The organism is Kushneria pakistanensis, assembly GCF_014652795.1.
Lineage (GTDB): Bacteria > Pseudomonadota > Gammaproteobacteria > Pseudomonadales > Halomonadaceae > Kushneria > Kushneria pakistanensis.
This window is the reverse complement of the sequence record NZ_BMZM01000001.1, coordinates 126,427-151,540: the sequence shown is the minus strand read 5'-3', so window position 1 is coordinate 151,540 and position 25,114 is coordinate 126,427. Positions and strand designations below refer to the sequence as shown.

26 protein-coding genes are annotated in these 25,114 nt (G+C 60.8%); 18 read left to right on the top strand and 8 right to left on the bottom strand.

Translation table 11 applies throughout. The features are described 5' to 3' along the window. Positions 1 to 8 precede the first annotated feature (8 nt). The 3 genes from IE123_RS00610 to IE123_RS00600 all read left to right on the top strand — a co-directional run bounded on the left by IE123_RS00610 (position 9) and on the right by IE123_RS00600 (position 2,868). Positions 9 to 1,571, top strand: a complete 1,563-nt coding sequence (locus IE123_RS00610; RefSeq protein WP_189514056.1) for a bifunctional GNAT family N-acetyltransferase/carbon-nitrogen hydrolase family protein — start codon at positions 9 to 11, stop codon at positions 1,569 to 1,571. 105 nt (positions 1,572 to 1,676) lie between these two features. Continuing rightward, a complete protein-coding gene (locus IE123_RS00605; protein WP_189514053.1) occupies positions 1,677 to 1,886 on the top strand; it encodes a hypothetical protein in 210 nt (69 codons plus the stop codon). Between the two features lie 163 nt (positions 1,887 to 2,049). Beyond that, positions 2,050 to 2,868, top strand: a complete 819-nt coding sequence (locus tag IE123_RS00600) for a M90 family metallopeptidase (RefSeq protein WP_189514050.1) — start codon at positions 2,050 to 2,052, stop codon at positions 2,866 to 2,868. 13 nt (positions 2,869 to 2,881) lie between these two features. On the opposite strand, the gene IE123_RS00595 is transcribed toward IE123_RS00600, so the two are convergent. After that, entirely contained in the window at positions 2,882 to 3,778 is an 897-nt protein-coding gene (locus IE123_RS00595) for a LysR family transcriptional regulator (RefSeq protein ID WP_189514047.1), read from the bottom strand. A gap of 107 nt (positions 3,779 to 3,885) precedes the next feature. Here IE123_RS00595 and IE123_RS00590 point away from each other — a divergent pair, with 107 nt between their 5' ends. From IE123_RS00590 to IE123_RS00580, 3 genes are all read left to right on the top strand, one after another. Then, complete coding sequence (locus IE123_RS00590; RefSeq protein WP_229819498.1) at positions 3,886 to 4,317, top strand: DoxX family protein; 432 nt, start codon at positions 3,886 to 3,888, stop codon at positions 4,315 to 4,317. A 25-nt stretch (positions 4,318 to 4,342) separates the two neighbouring features. Beyond that, the gene (locus IE123_RS00585) at positions 4,343 to 5,176 is read left to right on the top strand and encodes a DODA-type extradiol aromatic ring-opening family dioxygenase (protein WP_189514045.1); all 834 of its coding nucleotides are present in this window, start codon (positions 4,343 to 4,345) and stop codon (positions 5,174 to 5,176) included. A gap of 161 nt (positions 5,177 to 5,337) precedes the next feature. Next, entirely contained in the window at positions 5,338 to 6,015 is a 678-nt protein-coding gene (locus IE123_RS00580) for a TVP38/TMEM64 family protein (RefSeq protein ID WP_189514043.1), read from the top strand. Between the two features lie 20 nt (positions 6,016 to 6,035). Here IE123_RS00580 and IE123_RS00575 read toward each other — a convergent pair whose 3' ends face one another. Then, complete coding sequence (locus tag IE123_RS00575) at positions 6,036 to 7,502, bottom strand: glycosyltransferase (RefSeq protein WP_189514039.1); 1,467 nt, start codon at positions 7,500 to 7,502, stop codon at positions 6,036 to 6,038. 277 nt (positions 7,503 to 7,779) lie between these two features. On the opposite strand from IE123_RS00575, the gene IE123_RS00570 reads away from it, so the two are divergent. Next, positions 7,780 to 8,220 (top strand): hemerythrin domain-containing protein, encoded by a 441-nt coding sequence (locus IE123_RS00570; protein ID WP_189514036.1) that lies wholly within the window; start codon positions 7,780 to 7,782, stop codon positions 8,218 to 8,220. 8 nt (positions 8,221 to 8,228) lie between these two features. On the opposite strand, the gene IE123_RS00565 is transcribed toward IE123_RS00570, so the two are convergent. Beyond that, entirely contained in the window at positions 8,229 to 9,137 is a 909-nt protein-coding gene (locus IE123_RS00565; protein WP_189514033.1) for a LysR family transcriptional regulator, read from the bottom strand. A 150-nt stretch (positions 9,138 to 9,287) separates the two neighbouring features. On the opposite strand from IE123_RS00565, the gene IE123_RS00560 reads away from it, so the two are divergent. Next, entirely contained in the window at positions 9,288 to 10,181 is an 894-nt protein-coding gene (locus IE123_RS00560) for an alpha/beta fold hydrolase (RefSeq protein WP_189514031.1), read from the top strand. 38 nt (positions 10,182 to 10,219) lie between these two features. Beyond that, positions 10,220 to 11,299, top strand: coding sequence for a tartrate dehydrogenase (locus IE123_RS00555; protein ID WP_189514028.1), 1,080 nt, complete (start codon positions 10,220 to 10,222; stop codon positions 11,297 to 11,299). 123 nt (positions 11,300 to 11,422) lie between these two features. Here IE123_RS00555 and IE123_RS00550 read toward each other — a convergent pair whose 3' ends face one another. After that, entirely contained in the window at positions 11,423 to 13,066 is a 1,644-nt protein-coding gene (locus IE123_RS00550; protein WP_308430174.1) for a methyl-accepting chemotaxis protein, read from the bottom strand. 155 nt (positions 13,067 to 13,221) lie between these two features. On the opposite strand from IE123_RS00550, the gene IE123_RS00545 reads away from it, so the two are divergent. From IE123_RS00545 to IE123_RS00535, 3 genes are read left to right on the top strand one after another with little or no spacing between them, the layout of a single operon-like run. Beyond that, positions 13,222 to 13,755: a lipocalin family protein gene (locus tag IE123_RS00545; RefSeq protein WP_229819496.1), complete on the top strand. Its 534-nt coding sequence runs from the start codon at positions 13,222 to 13,224 to the stop codon at positions 13,753 to 13,755. Between the two features lie 60 nt (positions 13,756 to 13,815). After that, positions 13,816 to 14,178, top strand: a complete 363-nt coding sequence (locus tag IE123_RS00540) for a DMT family transporter (RefSeq protein ID WP_229819494.1) — start codon at positions 13,816 to 13,818, stop codon at positions 14,176 to 14,178. Continuing rightward, positions 14,160 to 14,483 carry a DMT family transporter gene (locus IE123_RS00535; protein WP_189514025.1) on the top strand — a complete coding sequence of 108 codons (324 nt, stop codon included), beginning with the start codon at positions 14,160 to 14,162 and terminating at the stop codon, positions 14,481 to 14,483. The genes IE123_RS00540 and IE123_RS00535 overlap by 19 nt, the downstream gene beginning before the upstream one ends. Before the next feature lie 13 nt (positions 14,484 to 14,496). On the opposite strand, the gene IE123_RS00530 is transcribed toward IE123_RS00535, so the two are convergent. Together IE123_RS00530 and IE123_RS00525 are read right to left on the bottom strand one after the other, a co-directional pair. Next, complete coding sequence (locus IE123_RS00530) at positions 14,497 to 15,747, bottom strand: ABC1 kinase family protein (protein WP_189515799.1); 1,251 nt, start codon at positions 15,745 to 15,747, stop codon at positions 14,497 to 14,499. Between the two features lie 108 nt (positions 15,748 to 15,855). Further along, positions 15,856 to 16,761, bottom strand: coding sequence for a cation diffusion facilitator family transporter (locus IE123_RS00525; RefSeq protein WP_189514021.1), 906 nt, complete (start codon positions 16,759 to 16,761; stop codon positions 15,856 to 15,858). 119 nt (positions 16,762 to 16,880) lie between these two features. Here IE123_RS00525 and IE123_RS00520 point away from each other — a divergent pair, with 119 nt between their 5' ends. From IE123_RS00520 to IE123_RS00500, 5 genes are all read left to right on the top strand, one after another. After that, entirely contained in the window at positions 16,881 to 17,894 is a 1,014-nt protein-coding gene (locus IE123_RS00520; protein WP_189514018.1) for a succinylglutamate desuccinylase, read from the top strand. A 126-nt stretch (positions 17,895 to 18,020) separates the two neighbouring features. Next, complete coding sequence (locus IE123_RS00515) at positions 18,021 to 18,794, top strand: ABC transporter ATP-binding protein (RefSeq protein WP_189514015.1); 774 nt, start codon at positions 18,021 to 18,023, stop codon at positions 18,792 to 18,794. A gap of 10 nt (positions 18,795 to 18,804) precedes the next feature. Further along, on the top strand, positions 18,805 to 19,509 hold the full coding sequence (locus tag IE123_RS00510) for an ABC transporter permease (protein WP_189514012.1): 705 nt from the start codon (positions 18,805 to 18,807) through the stop codon (positions 19,507 to 19,509). Beyond that, positions 19,509 to 20,234, top strand: a complete 726-nt coding sequence (locus tag IE123_RS00505; protein ID WP_189514009.1) for an ABC transporter permease — start codon at positions 19,509 to 19,511, stop codon at positions 20,232 to 20,234. Before IE123_RS00510 ends, IE123_RS00505 begins: the two co-directional genes overlap by 1 nt. 127 nt (positions 20,235 to 20,361) lie before the next feature. After that, positions 20,362 to 21,150: a transporter substrate-binding domain-containing protein gene (locus tag IE123_RS00500; protein WP_189514006.1), complete on the top strand. Its 789-nt coding sequence runs from the start codon at positions 20,362 to 20,364 to the stop codon at positions 21,148 to 21,150. 87 nt (positions 21,151 to 21,237) lie between these two features. Here the strand turns inward: IE123_RS00500 and IE123_RS00495 are convergent, their stop codons facing one another. Together IE123_RS00495 and IE123_RS00490 are read right to left on the bottom strand one after the other, a co-directional pair. Continuing rightward, positions 21,238 to 22,704 (bottom strand): carbon starvation CstA family protein, encoded by a 1,467-nt coding sequence (locus IE123_RS00495; RefSeq protein ID WP_189514003.1) that lies wholly within the window; start codon positions 22,702 to 22,704, stop codon positions 21,238 to 21,240. Between the two features lie 272 nt (positions 22,705 to 22,976). Then, entirely contained in the window at positions 22,977 to 23,936 is a 960-nt protein-coding gene (locus tag IE123_RS00490; protein WP_189514001.1) for an alpha/beta hydrolase, read from the bottom strand. Positions 23,937 to 24,072: 136 nt separating this feature from the next. Between IE123_RS00490 and IE123_RS00485 the strand changes: the two genes are divergently transcribed. Continuing rightward, entirely contained in the window at positions 24,073 to 25,107 is a 1,035-nt protein-coding gene (locus IE123_RS00485; RefSeq protein ID WP_189513999.1) for an FAD:protein FMN transferase, read from the top strand. Positions 25,108 to 25,114: the final 7 nt, after the last annotated feature.

The following is a 25,114-nucleotide window of genomic DNA, read 5'->3' as shown; positions in this document are numbered from 1 at the left end:
GGATCGCCATGTCGATCGAAGACCTGCATCTCAATCTGCGTAATCTTGAAGTCGAGGATTACGCCAAACTCAAGGTGCTGATGGATGTTGTCTATAACGACATTGGCGGGGCCTGGGAAAAGCACACCATTGACCGACTGATCGCCGAATTCCCCGACGGTCAGATCGTGATCGAGGATGAGGAGCGCATCGTTGGCGTCGCCCTGACCGTTCTGGTCGACTATGAAACCTTCTCCAATCCCCACAAGTATGATGACCTGATCGGCAACCGCGAGATCATTCTCAACAACGCCAAGGGCGATGCCCTGTACGGTCTTGATGTGCTGATCGACCCGGCCTACCGCGGCTATCGTTTGGGACGACGCCTGTATGAAGCGCGCAAGGACCTGTGTCGCTCCATGAACCTGCGCGCCATTCTGGCCGGTGGTCGCATTCCCAATTACTTCGAGCACGCCGCCGTGCTGTCGCCGACGCAGTACATCGATCAGGTCTCGCGCAAGGAGATCTACGACCCGATTCTCTCCTTCCAGCTGGCCAACGACTTCCTGGTCAAGCGCCTTTTGAAGAAGTATCTGCCGGAAGACGAACGCTCGCAGGGGTATGCCACCCTGCTTGAGTGGAACAACATCCTCTATGAGCCGGTGGCGCGCGTACTGGAATCACGCAAGACCCAGGTGCGGGTCGGCGCCGTCCAGTGGCAGATGCGCGAATTCGCCTCGGTCGAGCAGGTGCTGCAGCAGGTCGAGTTCTACGTTGACGCCATCGCCGACTACCAGAGCGACTTCGCCGTCTTCCCGGAGCTTTTCAACACGCCGCTGATGGGACTGACCGATCAATCCGATCAGATCAAGGCCATTCACTTTCTGGCCGGCTTTACCGAGCGTTTCAAGACCGAAATCTCGCGCATGGCAATCTCCTACAACATCAATATCATTGCCGGCTCAATGATGGAGGAAGACAGCGAGGGCAAGCTCTATAACGTCTCCTATCTCTGTCATCGCGATGGCAACATCGAACGTCAGGCCAAGCTGCATATTACCCCGCAGGAGCGGCGCGACTGGGTCGTTGAAGGCGGCGACGAGCTGCGGGTATTCGAGACCGATGCCGGGCGGGTCGGCATCCTGATCTGCTATGACGTCGAATTCCCCGAGCTGCCGCGCCTTTTGGCCGAGCAGGAGATGGATATTCTGTTCGTGCCATTCTGGACCGATACCAAGAACAGCTACCTGCGCGTGCGCCACTGCAGCCAGGCCCGCGCGATCGAAAACGAGTGTTACGTGGTCGCCTGCGGCAGCGTTGGCAACGTGCCCTCGATCGAGAATCTGGATATTCAGTATGCCCAGTCCTCGGTTTTTTCACCCTCGGACTTTGCCTTCCCGCACGATGCTGTCATGTCCGAGACCACGCCCAATACCGAGATGGTGATGTTTTCCGATCTTGACCTGACACGCCTGCGCGTGGTCAGAAGCGAAGGCTCGGTGACCAATCTCAAGGATCGACGCAAGGATCTTTTTGATCTGCGCTGGCGCGACTGGTCATGGAAATCAGGCTCCAACCCCGATTCATATTGATACGATCGGTTGCCAGTGGATCATTGTGTTTGTACGCCGTTGTTCTAAGCTTTTGCAAGGATTGGTAGGCATGCCTGCCAATCCTCCTATCAGCAGGAGGCGATGATGAAAAAAGCATTAATGACCGGTGCAACCCTGGCACTCACCACACTGTGGCTTGGCGGCTGCGCCGGCGGGCCGGACTGGGAAAAGCCGGATGGTACCTCTCAGCAGCTGCATTCCGACCAGGCCGATTGCCAGGTCATGGAAAACAAGGCTGACAACGATCAGACCTATGATGACTGCATGAAAGGTCGCGGTTGGTCACCCACCTGATCCCTGCCTGATGGATCAACCATCCATGCATCGGGCCTCCCTGTCGGGAGGCCCTTTTTCATGGGTAAAAGGCGCCTGACGCCGCCATCCCCGGGACTGTAATGACCTTCCGGGCATTCCTCTTCTATCATCAGGACATCAACAAGCGGTTTGAGAGGCAAGCATGGGCTGGTGGCAGGAGCATAAATGGCAGCGATGGCAGGCGCGTCATCCGCTACCTGACGCGGCATGGCGCAATGTTCACGCCAACCTGCCCCTGCTGGCCGGGCTGTCCGAGCCCATGCTGGCTAGACTGGGCGTGCGCAGCTGGCGCGTGCTGTTCGAGCTGCGTCTGTCACTGCCCCGTGAACTCGAGTGGTCCATCGAGGCCCACCTTGAGTTGGCCGCGCAGATCGCATTGATGAGCCTTGGCTGGTCGGATCATCAGGCGCTTGCCAGCCTGGGAGATACACGTGAGATCATCGTGGTGCCGGGCGCCTTTCGCCGTCATGTGCAGGAGCTTGATGACTTTGGTGTCATGCACGAGTTTGATGATGAGCGCGCGGGGGAAACTTCCTGGGGCGGGCCGGTCGTGCTGTCGCTGGAGGACATCGAGCGCTCGGGAGACTGGCACGGTTTCAACGTCATCATTCACGAGTTTGCCCACAAGCTCGACATGACCGGCAACATGGCCGTCGATGGCCAGCCCGCCCTGCCGGCCCACATCGATCCAAAAACGTGGTACGACACTTTCATGCGCGCCTGGGATGCCCTGCAGGACACGCTTGAGCGCGGCGAGGTCCCGGCCATTGACGAGTATGCAGCCACGCACCCGAGCGAGTTCTTCGCCGTATGCTGCGAGTACTTTTTCAGCGCGCCTGATCTGCTCGAGGGTGTCTGGCCCGACCTTTACGCGCTGCTGGTGCGCTACTTCGGCCAGAATCCGCTTGAACGACATCGCCTGGTGCCTGAGCACAGTCGCGTGACCACGCCCCTGGGCTGATCAAAAGGTCCCTTCAGGACAGCGGGTGATGTTCAAACCACTGATGCAGGTGATCCAGCATGCTGCGAAGCCTGGGGGTGACCTGATCGCGATGGGCATACACGCAGTAAAGCCCGAGCACGTCATGGTCATAATCCGGCATCACGCGCACCAGCTGTCCGCTGGCCAGGGCCTCGTGGAGCAGAAAGTCGGGCTGTAGCGTAATCCCCATGCCGGCGATGGCCATATCACAGAGTACTTCACCGCTATTGGCGGTGACGCCGGCCTGAGGCGTGCCGCTATGGTGAGTAGCCCCTTTTTTGAAGTGCCAGCGTTGACCGTGACGAGCGTAGCGATAGTGAAGCCCCTGATGCGATGACAGCTCCCAGGGGTGCTGAGGCGTCCCCTCACGTGCCAGATACTCGGGAGAAGCGCACGGGGTCAGGCGAATGTCACCGATGCGACGCGCCACCAGCGACGAGTCCTCCAGTGTCCCAATGCGAAGGGCCATGTCAAAGCCCTCCTCGACCAGATCCACCTGGCGGTCGCTGAGCACCAGCTCCAGCGTAACGGACGGATATGCCTGTCGGTAGCGGGTCAGAATGGGGCCCAGATAGCGAATCCCGAAGGCATGCGGCGCGCTGATGCGAAGCCGGCCATCCAGCAATGCCTGATCATCGTGCAGCGCGCCCTCAAGCGTTGCCAGTTCCCGCACAATGGTTTCCCCGCGGGCCAGCACCTCCCGCCCGGCATCGGTCAGACTCAAACGTCGCGTAGTGCGATTGATCAACCGCGCCCCGAAACGCTGCTCCAGAAAGGCGACATGCTTGCTGACCGAGGAGCGTGACATCGACAGACGTTCGGCGGCGCCAATAAAGGCGCCCTGCTGTGCCACCTCCATAAAGACCTTCAGTGCTGCGACGGTATCCATGATTGTTTCCGGATTGAAAACCAATACTCTCTGATTAGCATGTTTATCTTGCATAAGGAAGCAATCAAACTGCGGGCATTCAGAAATCAGACATTCAGGAGAATGCCATGCCAACCACCTCCACCATGACAGCTTCCAGCCGTCCTGCAGGGCAGGATGTCGCCGCCCTGCTGCTGCGCCTGGCGCTGGGCACCATGTTCATTGCCCATGGCCTGACCAAGCTGCTGGTCTGGACCCTGGCAGGCACGGGTCAGTTTTTCGAGTCCATCGGACTGCCGGCCTGGGTGGCGTGGCCTATCACCGGTCTTGAGCTGATCGGCGGTGTCCTGCTGATTCTGGGCGTTCGAGTGCGCTGGGTAGCGCTGATTCTGGCCGCCGAGCTGGCCGGCGCCAGCATGCCGCACCTGGCCAATGGCTGGATGTTCACCGCACCCGACGGTGGTTGGGAATATCCGGTATTTCTCGCCGTCACGGCATTGGCTTTGAGCTTGCTGGATGGCGGAAGACTGACCCTCTCTCGTCTTATCCAACAGCGCTGATTGTCCAACGACCGGAGTTCCTGACATGGCACAGGTTTTGTTTATTTCTCATGGCTCGCCCATGGAAGCCCTGGACCAGGGCGAAAGCGCCAACGCCTGGCGGGCACTGGCCGACCAGCTCAAGCGCCCATCGCGTATTGTGGTTGCCTCGGCACACTGGTCGAGCTTTCCTACCCGCCTGACCGGCAGCATGCAGCCTGCCACGATTCATGACTTTCACGGTTTTCCGGCGCCGCTGTATGACCTTGACTATCCGACTGCAGGCGAGCCGACACTGGCGCGCAGCATCGCCTGTCGCCTGAGTGCTGCCGGCCTGCAGTCCTGGGTCGACCCCGAGCGGGGGCTGGATCACGGCATGTGGGTACCGCTGCGTCATCTGTACCCCGAGGCTGACATCCCGGTGGTAGGTATCTCCATCAGCGCGCGTCATGATACCGACTGGCACTACTACCTGGGACAACAGCTGGCACAGGCGCTGGATGACGATACCCTGTTGATCTGCTCGGGCAGCATTACTCACAACCTGAGCGATACCCGGGGTGATCAAGCCGATGTTGCCGGCTATGTGGACACCTTCCAGACCTGGATCAGTCAACAGATGGCGCAGCGCAACGATGCCGCGCTGCTGGACTATCGCCGCCAGGCACCGGCAGCGGTACGCGCCCATCCCACCGACGAGCATCTGCTGCCCCTGTTCGTGGCGCTGGGCGCCGGCGATACTCGTGCCCCGCAGCGCTTCAATGCCGTTGTCTCGCACCAGGCCCTGGCCATGGACGCTTATCTGTTTGAACGCGCCGCCAGCGCGTCCGGCTGTGAGTCCGCTCGTCCGATACGCTCGCTGGTCAGCGTTGGGCGCTGAGCATGTCCTGGCACACCTCATTCAACGCGGCAACTGTGCCGATTGCAGCATCGACACCCTGACCTGCCACAGGCATCTGACATTATGATGACAGCATCGGTTGATGCCCTTGCCCGGCCTGACTAGACTCGTGGCCCTTATCGGCTGCGGACGACGTTGTCATGACCAGGCGTGTGTGGCTTGTCATTATTGTGATTGCGCTCATGGTGGCGCTGGGCGGCTTCTGGCAGTGGCTGGCCATGGGTGATGCCATCACGCCCGAAAAACTCGAGCAGTGGCTGGGTGAAACCATGCGGCTGCGCGAATCATGGTGGGCACCGCCGGTGCTGATGCTGACCTACATGATCGGCAGCCTGATCATGTTCCCGCTGACGGTACTGGTCGGCGCCACGGGGCTGATTTTCGGCCCCTGGTGGGGGCTTTTCTATGCACTGCTGGGCACCATGGTGGCCTCCACGGCCACCTGGCTGCTGGGGCGAGCGCTGGGCCGGGAACTGCTGACCCGCTATGGCGGCGAGCGCATTCATCGTCTGGCCGGCAGCGTCTCGCGTCACGGCATCCGGACCATGATCGTTTTCAACCTGCTGCCGCTGGCACCCTTTACCTTTACCAACATGATTGCCGGCGCCTGCCGCATGCCTTACGGGGTCTACATGATTGGCTCGGTCATCGGCATTGTGCCGGGGCTTGCTGCCGTGACGGTGGCCGGCAGTCGACTGGGCGAGCTGATCCGCTCACGCAGCCTGGACGATCTCGTCTGGCTGGTCGCAGCGGTGGCCAGCGTGATGGTGCTGGGGCTTTTCTTTCGGTGGGTCTCACGGCGCCGGCAGCGGATCTGAGCGCTGCCGGTGCCGCGCTATCAGGGCTTGTCGCCCTCGGAGTGTGCATTGCTTTCAAGGTCGTCCCTGAGCTGCATCAGGGTCACCGCCCCGGGCGTGGTCGGCGTGCTGGCGTCAGCGTGTGCGCCGGGTGTTCTGGACAGTGAGGTCAGGCTGCCCTCGATCATGGGGACGCGCTGACCGGTAGGCGGTGCCGGGCGCATGCGGGGCACCACCCGCCTTGAGCCACCAAAGACACGACGCAATACCGTGCCGCGGTGACACAGCAGGTTCCATTCCGCTTCAAGGCGCGCCCGCGCCTGCTCCCAGGTTGTCTGATCGCTGTCCGAGCGGTCGGCCTCTGCCTGATGGGCACTCAAGAGCCGTTGATAGACCGCCAGACACTGATCGGCGCACTTGCAGGTCTCAAAGTTCGCCGCCGTGGCAATGGCCCCTTCGCGCAGACGCTGACAACGCGCCGGATCCACAAGGCTGCCCAGCGCTGCCGCAAACGCCTGTTCGTCCTGTTCTGACAGCAAAAGCCCGTTGTGCTCATGGGACAGCACCTCCCGCACGCCGGTGGCATCAAGTGCCACCACCGGCAGCCCGGCCGCCATCGCCTCGACCACCACCATCCCCTGGGTTTCACTAAACGAGGCAAAGGCAAAACTGTCCATGGCGTGGTAGGCATCAATGAGTGCCTGCTCCTTGAGCACACCGGTCAGGTGAACCCGATCACCCACGCCCATCCGATGCGCCTGCGTCAGGATGGCATCCCGCTCATCGCCATCGCCAACTACCATGAAGTGCATGTCGGGGTAGTCACTCAGGGCCTGGCAGACACTGCGCGTCAGAAACGGCAGGTTTTTCTCTTGGGCCAGCCGCCCGACGTGGCCTACCACGTGCACGTTGTCGTCAATACCAAAATGCGTGCGCCAGCGGCCACGATCCCCCTGGGCAAAGCGTTCGATATCCACACCGCTGGGTACCACCTCCAGCGTGGTCTGCACACCGCGCTCGCGCAAAATGGTGCGAATGCTGTCACTGGGTGCAATCACGGTATCGCAGAGCTCTGAATAACCGTTGGAAAGTGCCAGCGCAAAGCGCTGCATCACCGGTGAATTGCCCGGAACGTAGTGGGTGTAGTGCTCATAGAGCGTGTGATGGGTAAATACCAGCGGCAAACCACGCCCCTGAGCCACGCGCACGGCCGTATCCCCCAGTAGAAAGGGGTGATTGGAATGCACGATATCAGGGGCAAAATCCCGAATGGCGTCATCGAGTGAGCCGGGGATCGTGACCGGCAGGGAAAAATCGCTGCCGTTGAAACGTTGCATGGCGGGCACGCGAATGACATCGGTTTCCGTTTCGGGCTGACCGTCAAGCGTGGGTGCCACGACCAGCACCCGATGACCGGATGCCCTGAAACATTCAACGAACCGCTGCACGGATTCGCTGACGCCCCCCACGATGGGGCTATAGGTGTTGGTGAACATCAAAATGTTCAAGCCATTCCTCCTGGTGCTGGCCTGCAAAAGGGCCGATGACTGCACCTGACAAACCTGGTTGCGCAAACGTATCGAAGGACTCGATACCATGCGCGCATTGTAGCCGACGGAGTCTACCAGAGCCGTACCGTGACAGGCATTTCGGTGCGGCGAGAACTACACTGCAGGCGACATCGCAACACTTTGTTAACCTGCATCATAAAATACAATATCCGATAACCTGACTGTCGTGATATTACCCCCGACCTGTTGAGCGCCTGATTCGAGGAGTCGCCCCATGAGCACCATTTTTGAAGAAATCCGCAAGGACCACGATATCCAGCGCACGCTGCTGGACCTGCTGGTCAAGACCCATGGTGACAGTGACGGCCGCGAAGAACTCTTCAAGCGCGTCAAGACCGCCCTGCAGACCCATGAAGCCGCCGAAGAGCGCTACTTTTACAGTCCGCTGATGGCCTATGACAATGGCATCGAAAAGTCCCGCCATGGCATCGCCGAGCATCACGAAATGGATGAGGTCATCGAGCTGATGGAAAGCACCGACTTCAGCTCCTCGGCCTGGCTTGGCTATGCCAAAAAGCTGCAGGACATGGCGCTGCATCACTTTGAAGATGAAGAGAGCCAGTTTTTCATCTCGGCCGGACAGAAGTTTGAAGCAGATGAGAAAACGCGTCTGGGTCGCGAATATCGCAGCGAAATGGAACGCTTGAACAGCTGATCAGCTCCTCATGACGGCAGCGGCGGCAGACGCTCGGCAAGCCCCGCTGCCATGGCATCGATAAAACGGGCAATTCGCTCGGGAATAAAACGCTGCTGGCGATGCACCGCCACGAAATCCATGCGCGGCGTCTCAAACTCGGGCAGGAGTCTTTTGAGTGTGCCCTGCGCCAGCGGCTTTTGTACCTGCCACCAGGAACGATAGATGATGCCATGCCCGGCCATGGCCCACCGCGTCACGCTCTCACCGTCGTTGCTGCTCATTGTGCCGCTGACCCGCACGCGGCTTTCCTGCCCACCCTTTATAAAGCGCCAGTCATCAAAGCCGGCCTCACGCTCGCGCACGACCAGACAGTTGTGATGGGCAAGCGCCTGTGGCGTCTCTGGCCAGCCGGCGCGTTCAAGATACTCGGGCGAGGCGCACGCAATGCGTCGACTGGCCAGCAGCCGTCTGGCCCGCAATCGGGAATCCGGCGGCGGTCCCACGATGATGCTGATATCCAGCTCGTGTGCCAGCAGATCGCGCGGGTAGTCGCTTAAATCCAGCATGACGTCCACTTCCGGATGCTTGCGGGTGAACTGCTCGATCAACGGGGCCACATGGGCACGCCCGAAACCAAAGGTAGCGTTGACCCGCAGCCGACCGGACAGGGCATGGCGCTGAGTGCCCAGCGAGGCTTCCAGCTCGTCAAGCTCCTGAAGCAGCACGGCACCACGCTGCAGATAGCGTTCTCCCTCGCCGGTCAACGCCAGACGCCGTGTGGTCCGGCGCATCAGCTGTACCCCCAGACGCTTCTCCAGCTGGCCCAACCGCTTGCTGACCGCCGACAGCGACAGCCCCAGTGCCTGCGCGGCCTGCGTCATCGACTCATGTCGGGCCAGCACCTGAAAGAAGTGCAGATCGCTGATGGCCTTCATGACTGCTCTCCGTCAATTATCCACTCTTGTTCAATAATCAATTGCCTGATGGCCTGATTATAAACGCCGACGAATCCTCTAGAGTACTTTCATGCGCCAGTACTTTCATGCGCCAGTCACCCCATGAGTCCGCCACGGCAGGAGCCTGTCATGCTCGAAATGTTCAGGACGTTCGATCTGGAGGTAAATGGCGTCACCCTGCACGGGCGCGCCGGTGGCGAGGGGCCGCCCCTTCTACTGCTGCACGGCCATCCGCAGACCCATGTCATCTGGCACCGGGTGGCACCTGCACTGAAGGCACACTTTCATGTCGTGATGGTGGACCTGCGCGGCTATGGTCACTCCTCGAAACCGACCGGCGATGCCGAGCATGTCACCTACAGCAAGCGCACCATGGCCTGTGACATGGTAGCGCTGATGCAGGCCATGGGGCTCGATCGTTTCTCGATACTGGCCCACGACCGCGGCGCCCGCGTGGCCCACCGGCTGTGTCTGGATCATCCGGAGCGTATCGAGCGCGCCATGTTTCTGGACATCGCACCGACGCTGGACATGTACGAGCGCACCGATCGCGCCTTCGCCAGCGCCTACTTCCACTGGTTCATGCTGATTCAGCCTGCGCCGCTGCCGGAACGACTGATCGAGGCCGACCCGCGCGCCTGGATCGACGGCGTCATGGGCAACCGCCACGCAGGGCTCGCGCCGTTTTCCGATGAGGCCCTGCAGGCCTACCGGGACGCCATGGCGCTGCCGGGTACGGCGCACGCCATGTGCGAGGACTACCGCGCCGCCAGCACCATCGATCTCGAGCATGACCGACACGACCGCGAGGCCGGCCATCACGTTCGCTGTCCGCTCAGGGTGCTGTGGGGTAAACACGGCGTCATCGAAAAGCTTTTTGATCCCATGACGCTGTGGCGCGCCTGCGCACTGGACGTCAGCGGTCGCGCCCTGCCCTGCGGTCATTACCTGCCCGAAGAGTGTCCCGACGAGATCATCGACGAAACGCTGTCCTTTTTTAACGCCCCTGCGGGCGCTGTCTGATCGATCACTGGCTGTACAGTCACTACAAGGAGAAGCACATGAGCCACAATATCGCGGTCATCCCCGGCGACGGCATCGGCAACGAGGTCATGCCCGAAGGCATTCGCGCGCTTGAAGCCGCCGCGCACCGCTTCAGTCTGGATCTGAACTTTACCGAGTTCGATTTCGCCAGCTGCGACTACCATGAGCGCCACGGCAAAATGATGCCTGATGACTGGCGTGACCAGCTTGGCGGCATGGACGCAATCTTCTTTGGCGCCGTTGGCATGCCCGATCGCGTGCCGGATCACATTTCGCTGTGGGGCTCGCTTTTGCAGTTTCGTCGCGCCTTTGATCAGTACGTCAATCTGCGCCCCTGCAAGCTGATGCCCGGTATCAAGAGCCCGCTGGCGGGTCGTGCGCCGGGTGATATCGATTTCTACGTGGTACGGGAAAACACCGAAGGCGAGTATTCCAGCGTCGGTGGCAAAATGTTTGAAGGCACCGACCGCGAAGTGGTGATCCAGGATACGGTCATGACCCGCACCGGCATCGACCGCGTCCTGAAGTTCGCCTTTGAACTGGCCATGACCCGCCCGCGCAAAAAGCTCACCTCTGCGACCAAGTCCAACGGTATCTCGATCACCATGCCCTACTGGGACGAGCGCGTGGTGGAAATGGCCAGGGGCTACCCGGACATCAATGTCGACAAGTTCCACATCGACATTCTGACCGCCAACTTCGTGCTCCATCCGGACTGGTTCGACGTGGTCGTGGCCAGCAACCTCTTTGGTGACATCCTCTCCGATCTGGGCCCGGCCTGTACCGGCACCATTGGCGTGGCGCCGTCGGCCAACATCAATCCCGAAGGTCACTTCCCGAGCCTTTTCGAGCCGGTCCATGGCAGCGCGCCGGACATCTTCGGCAAGGGGATTGCCAACCCGATCGGCCAGATCTGGTCGGCGGCGATGATGCTGGAGCACCTGGGCCATATGGACGCCGGCAAGGCGGTGGTGGAGGCCATCGAGCGCGTACTGGCCGCAGGCCCGGGTGACGCCCCGCTGACGCCGGACCTGGGCGGCAGGGGCACGACCGGCGAGCTGGGCGAGGTGATTGCCGAGGCGATCAAAAACGGCTGACCGGCTCTCGCCGGCTATCATCATAACCACCGGCTGTCACCGCGATAGCCGGCGATCACCATAATAAAAAGGGCCGCATCACTGTCGTGATGCGGCCCCTGTCATGTCGGCAGATAGCCGGAATCAGATCCTGAAACGATCCACCGACTGATACAGACGACCGGACTGCTCTTCCAGCGAGGACGCAGCGGCTGCGGCCTCCTCGACCAGCGCAGCGTTTTGCTGGGTCACCTGATCCATCTGGCTGACAGCCTGGTTGACCTGCTCGATACCGCTGGTCTGCTCCTTCGAGGCCGCTGCAATCTCGGCCATCAGATCGTTGACCCGACGCGAGCTCTGCGTGATGGTCGCCATGGTGGCATCAGCTTCATCGACCAGCGTGGTGCCGCTGGCCACCTGCGATACCGAGCGCTCGATCAGTGCCTTGATATCGCTGGCAGCCGTTGCCGAGCGGCTGGCAAGCTGACGCACCTCACCAGCCACGACTGCAAAGCCGCGACCCTGTTCACCGGCACGCGCCGCTTCCACCGCCGCGTTGAGCGCCAGCAGATTGGTCTGGAAGGCAATGCTGTCGATCATGGTGATAATTTCACTGATCTTGCTGGAACTTTCGCGAATTTCACCCATGGTCGCTACCACACGCTGAATGACCTCACGCCCGCCATCCATCTCGCTGGAGGCCGTCTGGGAAAGACGGGTGGCCTGAGCCGCATTGTCGGCGTTTTGACGCACGGTAGCGGTCAGCTCTTCCATGCTGGCAGCTGTCTGTTCCAGCGAAGCAGCCTGCTGCTCGGTACGCGCTGACAGATCATTGTTGCCGGCCGCGATTTCACGCGCACCTACATCGATCGATTCACTGGCCTGACGAATGCTGGCGATGGTCTCGGCAAGCTCGGCGCGCATATGCTCGATATGGTAAAGAAGGCTGGTCTGATCGCCGCTTCGCAGCTCAAGTCGGGCCCCCAGTCGACCGTCGGCGATTTCACGCACACGTTCGATGGCGTAGGCAGGCTCGCCGCCCAGGCCGCGATAGATATTGCGGGTCAGCAGCAAAAACGCCGTGGTCAGCGCTGCACCCACCAGCGCCAGCAGTCCGATGTACTGCAAAAGCTTGGCCATGAAGGCGCTCTGGATGTCGTCGGTATACACCCCGGCTGCCAGATTGATCTGCCAGGGCGCGAAGCGCTCAACATAGCCCAGCTTGGGCAGCAGTTCTTCACCATTGGCATCGCGGGAGTCATAACTGACAAAGCCGCTGCCACTGGCCAGCGCCTCTTTCAAAAGCTCGCCATACACGGCAACGCCGTTGGGATCCGTATAGGTGGACATGTCTTCGCCCTGGGCACGGCGCGGGTGATACAGCACCCGGGCACGATCATCAAAGGCAAAGATATAGTTCTGGCGATCATCACCAAAGCGCAGACCGCCCAGCGCGTCCAGCGCCCGACGACGTGCTTCGTCCATGGTGAACTCGCCAGCATTGGCGCGCTCCTGGTAAAGCTCAAACAGCGTATGCGCCACGCCTACGGTGGCCTGAAGGCTGCGCTGGCGCTCTTCAAACATCATGCTGCGCGCATTCCAGGCCATGCTGGTCACCAGGATCAGCATGCCAACCCACATCAGGGCCAGAATGGCGAACATCTTCTTTCTCAGCGTCCAGTTACCCAGGCTGAACCCGGCGCGGCGACGCTGTGTCGCTTTCGCGTTATGTTGAGAAGCCGTGTGCTCCTCCGATGAGATCTCGCTCCAGCCTGCCTGCGATGCCATGTGTCTCTCCCTGCGGGCCCCGTGCCCATCACCTGCACCGTAACGGCGCGACTCAATGCACAACATCGGCCGGCAATGGCTAGACTTGAGGCGACCCGAACCGAATGCATCGAATAAATCGATGCTGCATCCATTGTCACTGACAGGAGCATGACATGCCTGACATGGCCGATCTGAAGGGATTACTGGGAAGTCTGGCGAGCGCCATGGGCGGTGAAACAGGCATCCCGAAAGGGTGTCGGGCCGTTGAAGACTTCGAGCTGGATCGCTATCTGGGCCTGTGGTTTGAGGTGGCGCGACTCGATCACAGCTTCGAGCGAGGGCTGGAACAGGTCACGGCGCACTACGCCCTGCGCGATGATGGTGGCGTGGCGGTGACCAATCGCGGCTTTAACCCCGATGACAACGAGTGGGATGAAGCCGAGGGCAAGGCCTTCTTTGAAGAGGACCACAACGTTGGGCGCTTTCGCGTCTCCTTTTTCGGCCCCTTTTATGCCGGCTATAACATTCTCTGGCTCGATGAGGCCTATGAGCATGCCATCGTGGCCGGCCCCAATCATGGCTATCTCTGGCTGCTGGCACGACGCCCCGACGTGGATCAGACCACGCTGTCGCACATGTACCGGATTGCCGAGAACAACGGCTTTGATACGCAGGCGTTGATGTCGGTGTCACATGCCCCCGCGTAGATCCATCTTCCATACCGCTTTCATTTACCTACTCCTGCCCGGCGCAGGCTGGAGGCTTTTTTGCTGACATCAAAATGGTGGCTGATGCTGCCGGCCACACTGTGTGAAATCGGCTGGGCCCTGGGCGCCAAATACGCCCAGGGCCCGGTCGAGTGGCTGGCCACACTGGTGCTGGTTACCCTGAGCCTGGGACTGGCGACCTGGATGGCACGCACCCTGCCCACCACCACGGTCTACACCGTGTTTGTCGGCCTGGGCGCGATGGGTACCGTGCTGGTGGATATCGCCTTTCTGGGCGCCCCCTTCAATGCCCTGACGCTGATACTGATTGCCACCCTGCTGGCCGGCGTGATCGGCCTCAAGCTCTATTCCTCCAGCGGCTCATCCAGCGATGAGGAGGCAACATGTACTGGCTCGCATTGATCATTTCGGGACTGATGGAAGTGGTCGGCGTGACTGGCATCGAGAAGTTCAACCGCGGCTCGCGCCGGCAGGGCCTTGCCATGCTGATCGTCGGCTTCGGCCTGTCGCTTTTGTTCATCTCCCTTGCCATGCGCGAGATCAGTCTGGGAATCGCCTACGCTGTCTTTACCGCCATTGGCACGGTGGCCAGTGCCCTTCTGGGCATGTTCTTCTGGGGCGAATCGAAAAGCCCGATCCGCCTGGGCTTTATTGCGCTGATCATTGCCTCGGTGGTCGGGCTCAAACTGGTCTCCGGCAGTCAGTGACGCTGCCTGATCGTCACTGCTCCTCTCGTGCCCAGGCCAGCAGCGGTCGGGTACGGGCGTGCATGTCCAGCCGCGCCTTTAAACGCACCATGTTCCAGTAGTGGCCGTTGAGCGTACGCGAGAGCAGCATGGTATCGGCCGGCGGCTGCAGGCGGTCCATGGCCGACCAGACCCGCGGGCTGATTTCGCGCAGGCGGTAGTGAATGCGCGTATCGCTGAAATCCTGCTCGCCGGGCTCGAACAGCGGTCGCATGGCCGCCGCCGACTCGCGATAGAGCGCCAGAGGCGCCCCCTCGCCCTGGCGTCCGCCCATCGAGCGCAGCGCCTCGTCCATGCCCATCGGATCGTCATCGATCGCCGCGCCCAGCAATAACATCATCGAGCGAAGCCGTGCCTCGGGCACGCTGATGACTGCGCCAAGGTCATAGACGATCAAGCGCCCTTCTTCATCAGTGGCAAAGTTGCCGGCATGCGGGTCAGCGTGCAGCTCCCGATGGGTAAAAAGCTCCTCGGTAAGCCAGTCGCCCAGATTGGCCGACAGCCGTTGACGCACGCTGTCATCCAGCCCTTCGGCCTCGCGCATGGGGATGCCCGGCAGATAGCGCATGGCCAGTACGCGATCACCGCAATAGTCCGCCAGCGGCTCGGGAAAGCGCAGACCATCGTTGTCGGCGTAGCGTTCCCGGTAGCGCGTGAGCGCGTCGAACTCGGCGCGATAATCAAGCTCCTTGCGCAGGCTGTCTGCAAACTCGTCAAACATGGCATCAAGACGTGCCTGGGGCACCTTCATCCAGCGCATCAGACGCATCATGCGACGCACCTGCACCAGATCCTGCTCGAGCACACGCTCAAGGCCCGGGTACTGCACCTTGAGTACCAGCGTCTCGCCGTCGTTGGTGACCGCACGATGCACCTGGCCCATGGAAGCGCTGGCAAAGGGTGTGGTCTCGATACTCTCAAAGGCCGCCTCAAGATCACCAAACTGATCCACCAGGGTACGGCGAATATCCTCCCATGGCATGGGTCGGGCCTGACGCTGCAGCCGTGCCAGCTGCTCGGCAAGCGCCGGGGGCAACAGGTCATCCCACTGCGCCATGATCTGGGCCAGCTTCATGGCCGGACCCTTGAGCTCGGAAAGCTCATTGAAAAGCTGCTCGCCGAGCACGTCCCAGCCGGCGTCACGTCCCATCCGCGAGCGCAATACGGCGCCACCGGTACGGGCGCCCATGCCCAGCAATCTGCGGGTTCTGCCTCGCTCTCTCATCACCGTGACTCCTTTCAAGCGTTCGTGTTTCAAGCCCTTGTGTTCGACACTGTCGTCTTTGAAACCCTGGTGGTGACATGACACATCACACCATGCCCGCCCTCTTGATTACATCCAGCGCTCATCGGCGGTAAAGCAGACCGTAAACCAGCGCTGCTGCGGGGCGATGTCCAGCGCAGCGCCTATCTGTGTGCGAACGTCATCCAGCGTGGCCACACCCTCGTGCGCGGCGAAGTCCGGCGTGGTCAGGATGTGAATCTCGATAAAATGACCACGCCCGGTGCGTGCCACATGACTGTAGTAGTGCCGGAACCCTTCGCGCTGCATGATCGTCTCCATGACGGCGTGCACCTGCTGGTCCAGCTCGCGCGGGGCGATCAACAGCACCTCCTTCATGGCCCGGATCACGATGCCGACGGGCACGGGCAAAAAGCACAGCGTCAGCACGGCCAGCAGCACCACATCCACATAGGGCGTATAGCGGGCCCAGGCCGTGTGCTCAATGGCCAGCGACAGCGCGAAGGCCACGATCAGCGCTGAGGTGATCAGTCCGGCCATCAGCCAGCTCTGGGCATCAATGCGGATAAAGACCGAATCGATGCGTGCGTTGACGCGCTGTTCCATGCGATACATGGCAAAACAGATTACGACGACCACCAGGCCATAACCCAGCGCCGGGCCGAAAGCGAGATCGTGACCGCCCTTGAGGATGCCCTGCACGGCATTGAGAAAGGCATACAGACACAACAGCGTCAAAATGGCGCCGTTGAGTGCCGCCACCAGCGGCTCCAGGTGCCAGAAGCCGTGCTGAAACCGATCACTGGTCTCGCGCATGGCAAGGCGTGCGACAAAAAGCGACAGCGCCGACATGACCGAATCAATGGCCGAGAACATGCCGTCAAACAGGATGGACTCCGAGCCTGATAACACGCCAAAGCCGATCCCCATGAGTGACACGACAAGCGTTGCCACGATCGAGCGCTTCAGCGTTTGCTGCTCCAGCCGGGCATTCATGATGATTCTCCAGAGTTCTGACAGCTGATCTCAACAACAGGCAATTCCAACAACAGGCGTTGGTACGCAGGCTTTGGCATACACTACACGATGCTTATTGCAACGGACGGGGAGCGGACATGTCGCTGAGTGATTACTTTGCTGATTTTATTGCAGCCGATGAGCTGACAGTGTGGTCGGATGCCGGCACATTGCCAGGCGTATCGGTGATCGAGCATGCCCCCGGGGTATTGGCGCTCATGCCCAAAGCGCCTGATCCTGCAGCGGGTGCCACCATTATTTCGGCCGGCATCCATGGTGACGAGACCGCCCCGATCGAGCTGTTTGGCGAGCTGCTGGCAGCCCTTGATGCCGGTCAGCTGCGTGTCGGAGCGCCTGCCCTGCTGATCATGGGCAACCGTCGTGCCATTGCCGCCGGCAAACGCTATATCGACACCAATCTCAATCGGCGCTTTCAGCGCGACACGCTGCTGCGCGATGACGAGCGCCTTGAATGCCTGCGCGCCCGGGAACTGATGCAGGCAGTGGATCGCTTCATGACGGACATTTCCGGTCCCGTGCTGCATATGGACATGCATACCGCCATTCGTGACAGCCGCTACCCCCGCTTTGCGGTGGAACCCTTCAGCGAGACCCCGACCCCGGATGATGTCTGGCAGCTGCTGGCCGAGGCCGGCATTCAGGCCGGGCTTTCACAGCATCAGCACAGCTGGACCTTTTCGCACTACACGCGCCACTATCACGGTGCCATGAGCTTTACGCTGGAACTGGGGCGGGTAGCGCCCTTTGGCAGCAATGATCTTGAACCGCTCTCGCCGATGCTGGATCTGCTGCGCGCGCGCATTGCCGGCACTTCCCTGAAGACAGCGGGCAGGGCGTCACTCGTGCGCTTTGAAGTGGTGGATGAAGTCATGCGCGAAAGTGACGACTTCAGCCTCTGCCTTGCCGACGATATCGCCAACTTTACCGAATTCGCGCCGGGCGCCTGTCTGGCCCGTGACGGCATCCAGGGCGATTGGATCGTCAGGGAAGCGCCAGTCCATGTGGTGTTTCCCAATGCCAATGTCGAGCGTGGGGCTCGTGCCCTGCTGCTGGCCCGGCCCGTGCCACAGGCGCCCTGCGACAGCAGATGATTCCATCAGACGGGCGCGCACCGGTCGGGCCTGTTAACATGCGCCGCCAAACACCTCGGGTCGCCACATCGAAAACGGCCTGTCGCATGATTTCATACCACGAATGACAACATTCAGGAGAGTGCCTTGGCCGACGCCTCCATTCCGCTGATCGTCAGCGATATTCATAAACGCTTTGGCGACAACGAAGTCCTCAAGGGTATTTCGCTGGAAGCCAGAAAGGGCGATGTGATCACCCTGATTGGTGCTTCCGGCTCAGGCAAAAGCACCTTTTTGCGTTGCATGAACCTGCTCGAGCGCCCTGACAGCGGCGATATCATCGTCCACGGTGAACCGATCAGCTTTCGCCAGACCCGTCGTGGGCGCGAACCTGCCGACAGAAGCCAGCTCGAGCGTATTCGCACGCGGCTGTCGATGGTCTTTCAAGGCTTCAATCTCTGGGCGCACATGACGCTGATCGCCAACGTCATCGAGGCGCCCGTCCACGTGCGCGGCATTCCCAGGGCCCGTGCGATGGAACAGGGCATGGCGCTGCTGGAGCGGGTCGGGCTTGCCGACCGGGCCCACTACTATCCGGCGCAGCTTTCCGGCGGCCAGCAGCAGCGCGGCGCCATTGCCCGGGCGCTGGCCATGGAGCCCGAGGTCATGCTCTTTGATGAGCCCACTTCGGCGCTCGACCCGGAACTGGTCGGGGATGTGCTCAAGGTCATGCGTGAACTGGCAGATGAAGGACGCACCATGATCGTGGTCACCCACGAAATGGACTTTGCCCGCGACGTCTCCAATCAGGTGGTTTACCTGCATCAGGGCATGGTCGAGGAAAAGGGGCATCCCTCGGAAGTGCTGGGCAACCCGAGTTCGGCACGCCTGCGTCAGTTCCTTGCCCCGCGCGGGCGTTGAGGAGGCTCTCATGATCGATTTTCAGGGCTATGGGCCGCGTCTGCTGGAGGGCGCCCTGCTGACCCTTGAGCTGGCCGTGCTGTCGCTCTTGCTGGCGGTTGTGCTGGGGCTTGTGACCGCCAGCGCACGCCTGTCACGGCTGGCCATCCTGCGTCTGCCGGCCATTATCTACACCGTTATCATTCGCGGCGTGCCAGATCTTGTACTGATGCTGCTGCTGTTTTATGGCGCCCAGATCGGTATCAACCAGCTCACCGACATGATCTACGACCGCTGGGGCTGGGACATCTTCATCAACGTTGATCCGTTCGTGGCTGGCGTCATCACCATTGGGCTGATCTTTGGCGCCTATATGGCCGAAACCTTTCGCGGCGCCTTTCTGGCAGTGGATCGCGGCCAGGTCGAGGCGGCCGAATCCTTTGGCATGAGCAACTGGCTGTTGTTTCGTCGCATCCGCTTTCCGCTGATGATGCGCCATGCCCTGCCGGGTCTGGGCAACAACTGGATGGTGCTGTTGAAGACCACCGCACTGGTGTCGATCATTGGCCTGTCCGACATGGTCCGCGTGGCGGCAGAAGCGACCCGTGCCACCCATCAGACCTTTTTGTTCATGATTCCGGTAGCACTGGGCTATCTGGCCATCACGTCACTTTCGGAAATCGGCATGCAGTGGCTTAAAAAGCGCTATAACGCCGGGTTCGAGGAGGAGCACTGATGCAGGAACTGCTGCAGTCCCTCGCCCCCTGGCTCAATGACAACGCCATCTTTACGCCATCGACGCTGGCCCAGTACTGGGAGGGTTTCGTCAACACCGTCCAGCTGGTCTTTATCTCGCTGGTGCTTGGCCTGTTTCTGGCTGTCCCGCTGGCCATCGGCCGCGCCAGCCCGATCCGGGCGATCAGCAAGAGCATCTGGCTGTTTACCTGGGTCTTTCGCGGCACGCCGCTTTTGATCCAGCTCTATATCGCCTACTACGGGCTGGCCTTTATTCCCGGCGCTCGCGAAAGCATCCTGTGGCCGCTGATCAAGGACCCGCTTTACCCGGCCCTGCTGGCGTTTACACTCAATACGGCGGCCTACACCACCGAGATCTTTTACGGTGCGATCAAGGCGATGCCGCGCGGCGAGCTGGAAGCCGCGCGCGCCTATGGCATGTCGCCGATGATGGCTTATCGCCGCATCATTTTGCCCAGTGCCCTGCGCCGCGCCCTGCCGGCCTATGGTAATGAGGTCATCTTCATGCTGCATGCCAGCGCCATTGCCAGCGTAGTGACCATTGCCGATCTGACCGGCGTGGCCTACAACATCTATGCACGCTTTTATGCGCCCTTCTCGGCGTTCATCTTTGTGGCGGTGTGCTACATGGTGCTGAGCTTCTCGATCCAGGGCCTTTTCAGACTGCTGGAAAAGCGCATGCTGGCACATCTACAGCCGCGCTGACGCGCCACGCTGTCACCATGATCATCCCTTACATGCTGTTACAGCACTTGCATCCATCGGGGTGATCATGGTGATAATCCAGCGTCGTCCCGGGGCGCCGGGCGGCCCCTTTAAAAGAGAGACAATGATGAAAAGACTACTGACGGTTTCACTGCTGGGGGCAGCGATCGCTGCCGGTTCGGCACAGGCGCGTGATTACGACACGGTCCGCATCGGCGTGGATATTCCCTACGTGCCCATGGAGTACCGCACGCCCTCCGGCGAGCTGGCAGGCTTTGACATCGAGTTGGGCAACGCCCTGTGTGAACAGGCCGAACTCAAGTGCAACTGGGTCGAGCAGGGCTGGGACGGCATCATCCCGGGACTCATGTCGCGCAAGTTCGACGCCATCATGTCCTCGATGACCATCAACGACGAACGCCGCCAACAGGTACTCTTCTCCGATCCGTACCTGGTCCCGCCGTCTGCCTGGTTTGCGCCCTCTTCAACGCAGATGGCAGGCGTTGAATCCAGTGACCTCAAGGACAAGAACATTGGCGTACAGCGTGGCACCGTGCAGGACAGCTACGTGACCGACAAATTTGGCGATGTGGCCAATATCCAGCGCTATGCCAGCGCCGATGACGTGGCGGTCGATATGGAAACCGGACGTCTTGATATCGCCTTTCTGGACTACCCCACCGGTCAGGCGGCCCTGCTCAAGGGCGGCAAGTACAAGACCATGGGTGAGCTGATGACCGAGCCGAAGGAGTACTTTGGCGACGGTTTCGGCATTGCTTTCCGTCAGCGCGACAAGGCGCTTGCCGAGAAATTCAACGAGGCACTGGCCACGCTGAAGTCCAACGGGACCTATGACGAAATCCACGATAAATACTTCAACGAAGACGGCACCAACGCCCCGCAGGCGCAGGAATAACGACCGCTCTGCCGTGATCGTGCCCTGAACGACAAAAGCCCCGTCAGTGACGGGGCTTTTTTTGTCTCGGCAGTCACGATCAGGCGATCAGACCGCCGCACCGGCAAGTGTTTCCCCGCGTGAGGCAGGCTCTGCCGGTTCATCCACGGCAAAGATGCCGCCCGAGAGCCTGCGCACCCGCTTGATAAACAGCGCCAGTGCCACAGCCGTGCCGAGCGCCGCCACGATGTAGGCTACGGTCAATGGCAGACCAAACCCGATCGGTGCCCAGGCGATATAGGTAAACGTCGCCATGGTCATGAACAGCGCCGGCAGAAGCGTCAGCCAGTAGGGCTTTTTGGCCAGGATCAGATACATGGTGGCGACCCAGAGCGCGATGACCGCCGTGGTCTGGTTGGCCCAGGAGAAATAGCGCCACAGGAGCGTGAAGTCCATATGGGTCAGACCGTAGGAAATCACGAACAACGGTGCGGCCACCATGATGCGTTTGGCGAGCGGACGCTGGCCGATGTGGAGATAGTCGGCAATGATCATGCGCGCACTGCGAAACGCGGTATCACCCGAGGTGATCGGCAGCACGATAACGCCCAGTACGGCCAGCGTACCGCCCACGGCGCCCAGCAGATTGACCGACACGCTCTGGACCACGGCCGCCGGCCCGCCCTGTGCCAGCACCTGCGAGAGGCTGGTGTCACCATGGAACAGGCTCATGGCTGCTGCCGCCCAGATCATGGCAATCACGCCCTCGGTGATCATCATGCCGTAGAAGATCTTGCGCCCGTTGTTCTCGTTGCCGGTGGTGCGCGAAATGATCGGCGTCTGCGTCGCGTGAAAGCCCGACAGCGCCCCGCAGGAGATGGTCAGAAACAGCAGCGGGAAGATGGGCGTATTGTCCGGATGCATGTTGGTGAAATTCAGTTCCGGAATCGGCGCCCCGCGCACGATCATCATGATGCCAATGCCGGCGGCGCTGAACACCAAAAGCGCGCCAAACCACGGATAAATTCGTCCGATGACCTTGTCGATGGGCAAAAGCGTGGCCAGCAGATAGTAGGCAAAGATTGCCAGCGTAATCACGGTCAATGAAACGGGCAGCATGTTGGCCAAAAGGGTGGCCGGCGCGGTCACAAACACGGTGGCCACCAGCAGCAATAACAGCAGCGCAAAGAAATTCACCACATGCTTCATCACCCGGCCCAGGAACTTGCCGGCCAGCTGAGGCAGATGCGCGCCGTGATTGCGAATCGAGATCATGCCGGTGAGATAGTCATGCACGGCGCCGGCAAAGATGCAGCCCACCACGATCCAGATAAAGGCCACCGGTCCATACAGCGCCCCCAGAATTGGCCCGAAGATCGGCCCGACACCGGCAATGTTCAAAAGCTGGATCAGCGCATTGCGCTTGGTGCCCATGGGCAGGTAGTCAACGTCGTCGCGCATGGTATACGCCGGGGTGGGACGACGATGATTGGATTCAAAGACGCGCTCTACAAACTTGCCGTAGGTAAAATACCCCACCACCAGCAGCACGATCCCTGCCAGAAAGGTCACCATATCAATATTCTCCTTGACCCTTGCGCACGCGACATCCCGGATCAGTCCGATCCGGTAAAGTGCGGCCACGGTCACCTGTGAGGTTTTTGTAACCCGCAGAGCTTATTCACACGCTGGAGGCGTCAACAGATGGACCTTGGTTGCATAGACCAAGGTCGCAGTCGTTAAAAACGGTGCCATTTAGCCTTCATCACACGGCCGGGCGATCTAACCGATGGACCCTGGTGGTGTAGACCAGGGTCACCGTCGGCAAAAAGGAAGCCGAGATGATCTCAGTTGGAAGGAGAAACCAGCACGCGGCGCAGCCAGGTACCACATTCATCGATGGCCTGGTCGGCCTGCGCATGCTGGCCGAGCCGACGAATGAAGGCGTGGATCATGCCGTAGTAGTGACTGTGGCGTGTCAGCACGCCCTGCCCGGCGAGCAGCGCGGCATAGCGCACGCCCTCGTCACAGACCGGATCGAACTCGGCCGTCATGACCAGCGCCGGCGGCAGGCCCGCCAGATCCTGTCGTTCAAGCAACGTGTTGAAGGGATGCGCGCGCGCCGCTTCATCGGGCAGATACTGCTGGACATACCAGTCGCGGGCCTCGCGGGTGAAACCATAACCGCTGGCATGGCGGGTCAGTGAATCCGTTCCCTCGCGCTGCACATCCAGCATGGGATAGAGCAGACACTGCCCGCACAACGCCGGGCCCCCTTCATCTCGTACCCGCAGGGCCGTCAGCGCTGCCAGAAGCCCGCCGGCACTGTCACCGGCGAGTGCCAGGCGTTCACCGTCACCGCCGAAATCGGCAGCGTGTTGCCCGATATGGCGTACGGCTGCCAGCGCATCGTCCGGTGCCGCCGGAAAGGGATGCTCGGGGGCCAGACGATATTCCACAAAGGCCACGATGGTTTTTGATGCCCGACACAGCGCGCGACAGATCACGTCATAGGTGGCAAGCGAGCCGGTCACGAACCCGCCGCCATGGAAGAACACCGTGACCGGTCGCGGACCGCCCGAGCCATGCACGAAGGGGTAATAAAGGCGCAGCGTCATGGGGCCGGCAGGGCCGGGAATACTGATATCCCGGATTTCCGCCACCGGATAGGCCAGCGGCGGGCGCTGGATTTTCAGGTTGGCCTGATCGGCGGCAGCGCGACGCTGGGCAACATTCATGGCGCTGACATCCGGCGCCCTGTCGGCAGCCTCCTGTAGCCAGCGTCCAAACTGCGAATCCAGTGGCATATTCCCCTCCTTCGACGTGGCGACAAGCCCTCAGCGTAACCTGAATGGAGCTGCGCGTCGCGATGACGCACAATGGATGGCCGATTCACGACCGTCATGATCGTGAGACCGGGTTCACTTCTGTCAATGGTTGCTCATGAATACACGCGCGCTTGTCCCCTTCGCTTCCATCATTGCCGGCCTGCTGCTGGCAGGCTGTGACCGCATCCCCGAGATCGAACTGGCCCAGGGTGAGGCGCAGGGCACCACCTATCACGTCAAGTGGTGGGGCGAGGACGCCCCGTCTCAAGATGCCATCGAAACCGATCTGGCCAATGTGCTCGCGCAGATCGATCAGGAGATCTCGACCTATCGCGACGACTCCTGGATTTCACGCTTCAACGCCAGCCGCAGCACTGACTGGCAGGAGGCACCACCGGATGTTATCCATCTGTTGCAGATTGCCCGCCGGGTGCATGAACGCTCCGAAGGTTGCTACGACCCGACGGTCGCCCCGCTATTTGCCCTGTGGGGCTTTCAGAATCAGAACTTCCGGGTGCCCTCGGAGGACGAGATTAACGAGGTGATGGCCCATACGGGTCTTGAGCATCTCGAGATCGATGCCGATCAGTCGCGGATTCGCAAAACGGTGCCCGAGCTCTCGCTGGATCTCTCCTCGATGGGCGAAGGCCATAGCGTGGACCGCATCGCTGCGATGCTGGAAGCCCATGGCATCCATGACTATCTGGCAGAGCTGGGCGGTGACATGCGCATTCGCGGTGCCAAGCCCGACGACGAGCCCTGGCGTGTGGGCATCGAATCACCTACGCCGGGCGAACGTCGGGCCGGCAATATCGTGACCCTTACCGACCGCGAGGGGCTGTCGCTGAACACATCAGGGACCTATCGGCGCTATTTTGATGACAGCGGCCATGCCTATGGCCACATCATCGACCCGCGCAGTGGCACCCCTGCCACCCACGATCTGGTGTCGGCCACCGTCTTTGGTACCGAGGCCGCCGTCAGCGATGCCTGGGCCACCACCATGCTCTGTCTGGGACGCGAGGAAGGTACCCGCGTGGCCGACCGCGAAGGACTACCGGTCTATTTCATCGAACGCCACGGGGATAACGACTTTGCCTACAGCCGCACGGCCGCCCTCAAGGAGAGTCAACAGCTCACGCTGGAATAGGCACCCA

Bases quoted from the DNA above. Each gene is read 5' to 3' on its own strand.
- IE123_RS00610 (WP_189514056.1), top strand. From the start codon at position 9: ATGTCGATCGAAGACCTGCATCTCAATCTGCGTAATCTTGAAGTCGAG.
- IE123_RS00605 (WP_189514053.1), top strand. From the start codon at position 1,677: ATGAAAAAAGCATTAATGACCGGTGCAACCCTGGCACTCACCACACTG.
- IE123_RS00600 (WP_189514050.1), top strand. From the start codon at position 2,050: ATGGGCTGGTGGCAGGAGCATAAATGGCAGCGATGGCAGGCGCGTCAT.
- IE123_RS00595 (WP_189514047.1), bottom strand. From the start codon at position 3,778: ATGGATACCGTCGCAGCACTGAAGGTCTTTATGGAGGTGGCACAGCAG.
- IE123_RS00590 (WP_229819498.1), top strand. From the start codon at position 3,886: ATGCCAACCACCTCCACCATGACAGCTTCCAGCCGTCCTGCAGGGCAG.
- IE123_RS00585 (WP_189514045.1), top strand. From the start codon at position 4,343: ATGGCACAGGTTTTGTTTATTTCTCATGGCTCGCCCATGGAAGCCCTG.
- IE123_RS00580 (WP_189514043.1), top strand. From the start codon at position 5,338: ATGACCAGGCGTGTGTGGCTTGTCATTATTGTGATTGCGCTCATGGTG.
- IE123_RS00570 (WP_189514036.1), top strand. From the start codon at position 7,780: ATGAGCACCATTTTTGAAGAAATCCGCAAGGACCACGATATCCAGCGC.
- IE123_RS00565 (WP_189514033.1), bottom strand. From the start codon at position 9,137: ATGAAGGCCATCAGCGATCTGCACTTCTTTCAGGTGCTGGCCCGACAT.
- IE123_RS00560 (WP_189514031.1), top strand. From the start codon at position 9,288: ATGCTCGAAATGTTCAGGACGTTCGATCTGGAGGTAAATGGCGTCACC.
- IE123_RS00555 (WP_189514028.1), top strand. From the start codon at position 10,220: ATGAGCCACAATATCGCGGTCATCCCCGGCGACGGCATCGGCAACGAG.
- IE123_RS00550 (WP_308430174.1), bottom strand. From the start codon at position 13,066: ATGGCATCGCAGGCAGGCTGGAGCGAGATCTCATCGGAGGAGCACACG.
- IE123_RS00545 (WP_229819496.1), top strand. From the start codon at position 13,222: ATGCCTGACATGGCCGATCTGAAGGGATTACTGGGAAGTCTGGCGAGC.
- IE123_RS00535 (WP_189514025.1), top strand. From the start codon at position 14,160: ATGTACTGGCTCGCATTGATCATTTCGGGACTGATGGAAGTGGTCGGC.
- IE123_RS00530 (WP_189515799.1), bottom strand. From the start codon at position 15,747: ATGAGAGAGCGAGGCAGAACCCGCAGATTGCTGGGCATGGGCGCCCGT.
- IE123_RS00525 (WP_189514021.1), bottom strand. From the start codon at position 16,761: ATGAATGCCCGGCTGGAGCAGCAAACGCTGAAGCGCTCGATCGTGGCA.
- IE123_RS00520 (WP_189514018.1), top strand. From the start codon at position 16,881: ATGTCGCTGAGTGATTACTTTGCTGATTTTATTGCAGCCGATGAGCTG.
- IE123_RS00510 (WP_189514012.1), top strand. From the start codon at position 18,805: ATGATCGATTTTCAGGGCTATGGGCCGCGTCTGCTGGAGGGCGCCCTG.
- IE123_RS00505 (WP_189514009.1), top strand. From the start codon at position 19,509: ATGCAGGAACTGCTGCAGTCCCTCGCCCCCTGGCTCAATGACAACGCC.
- IE123_RS00500 (WP_189514006.1), top strand. From the start codon at position 20,362: ATGAAAAGACTACTGACGGTTTCACTGCTGGGGGCAGCGATCGCTGCC.
- IE123_RS00495 (WP_189514003.1), bottom strand. From the start codon at position 22,704: ATGGTGACCTTTCTGGCAGGGATCGTGCTGCTGGTGGTGGGGTATTTT.
- IE123_RS00490 (WP_189514001.1), bottom strand. From the start codon at position 23,936: ATGCCACTGGATTCGCAGTTTGGACGCTGGCTACAGGAGGCTGCCGAC.
- IE123_RS00485 (WP_189513999.1), top strand. From the start codon at position 24,073: ATGAATACACGCGCGCTTGTCCCCTTCGCTTCCATCATTGCCGGCCTG.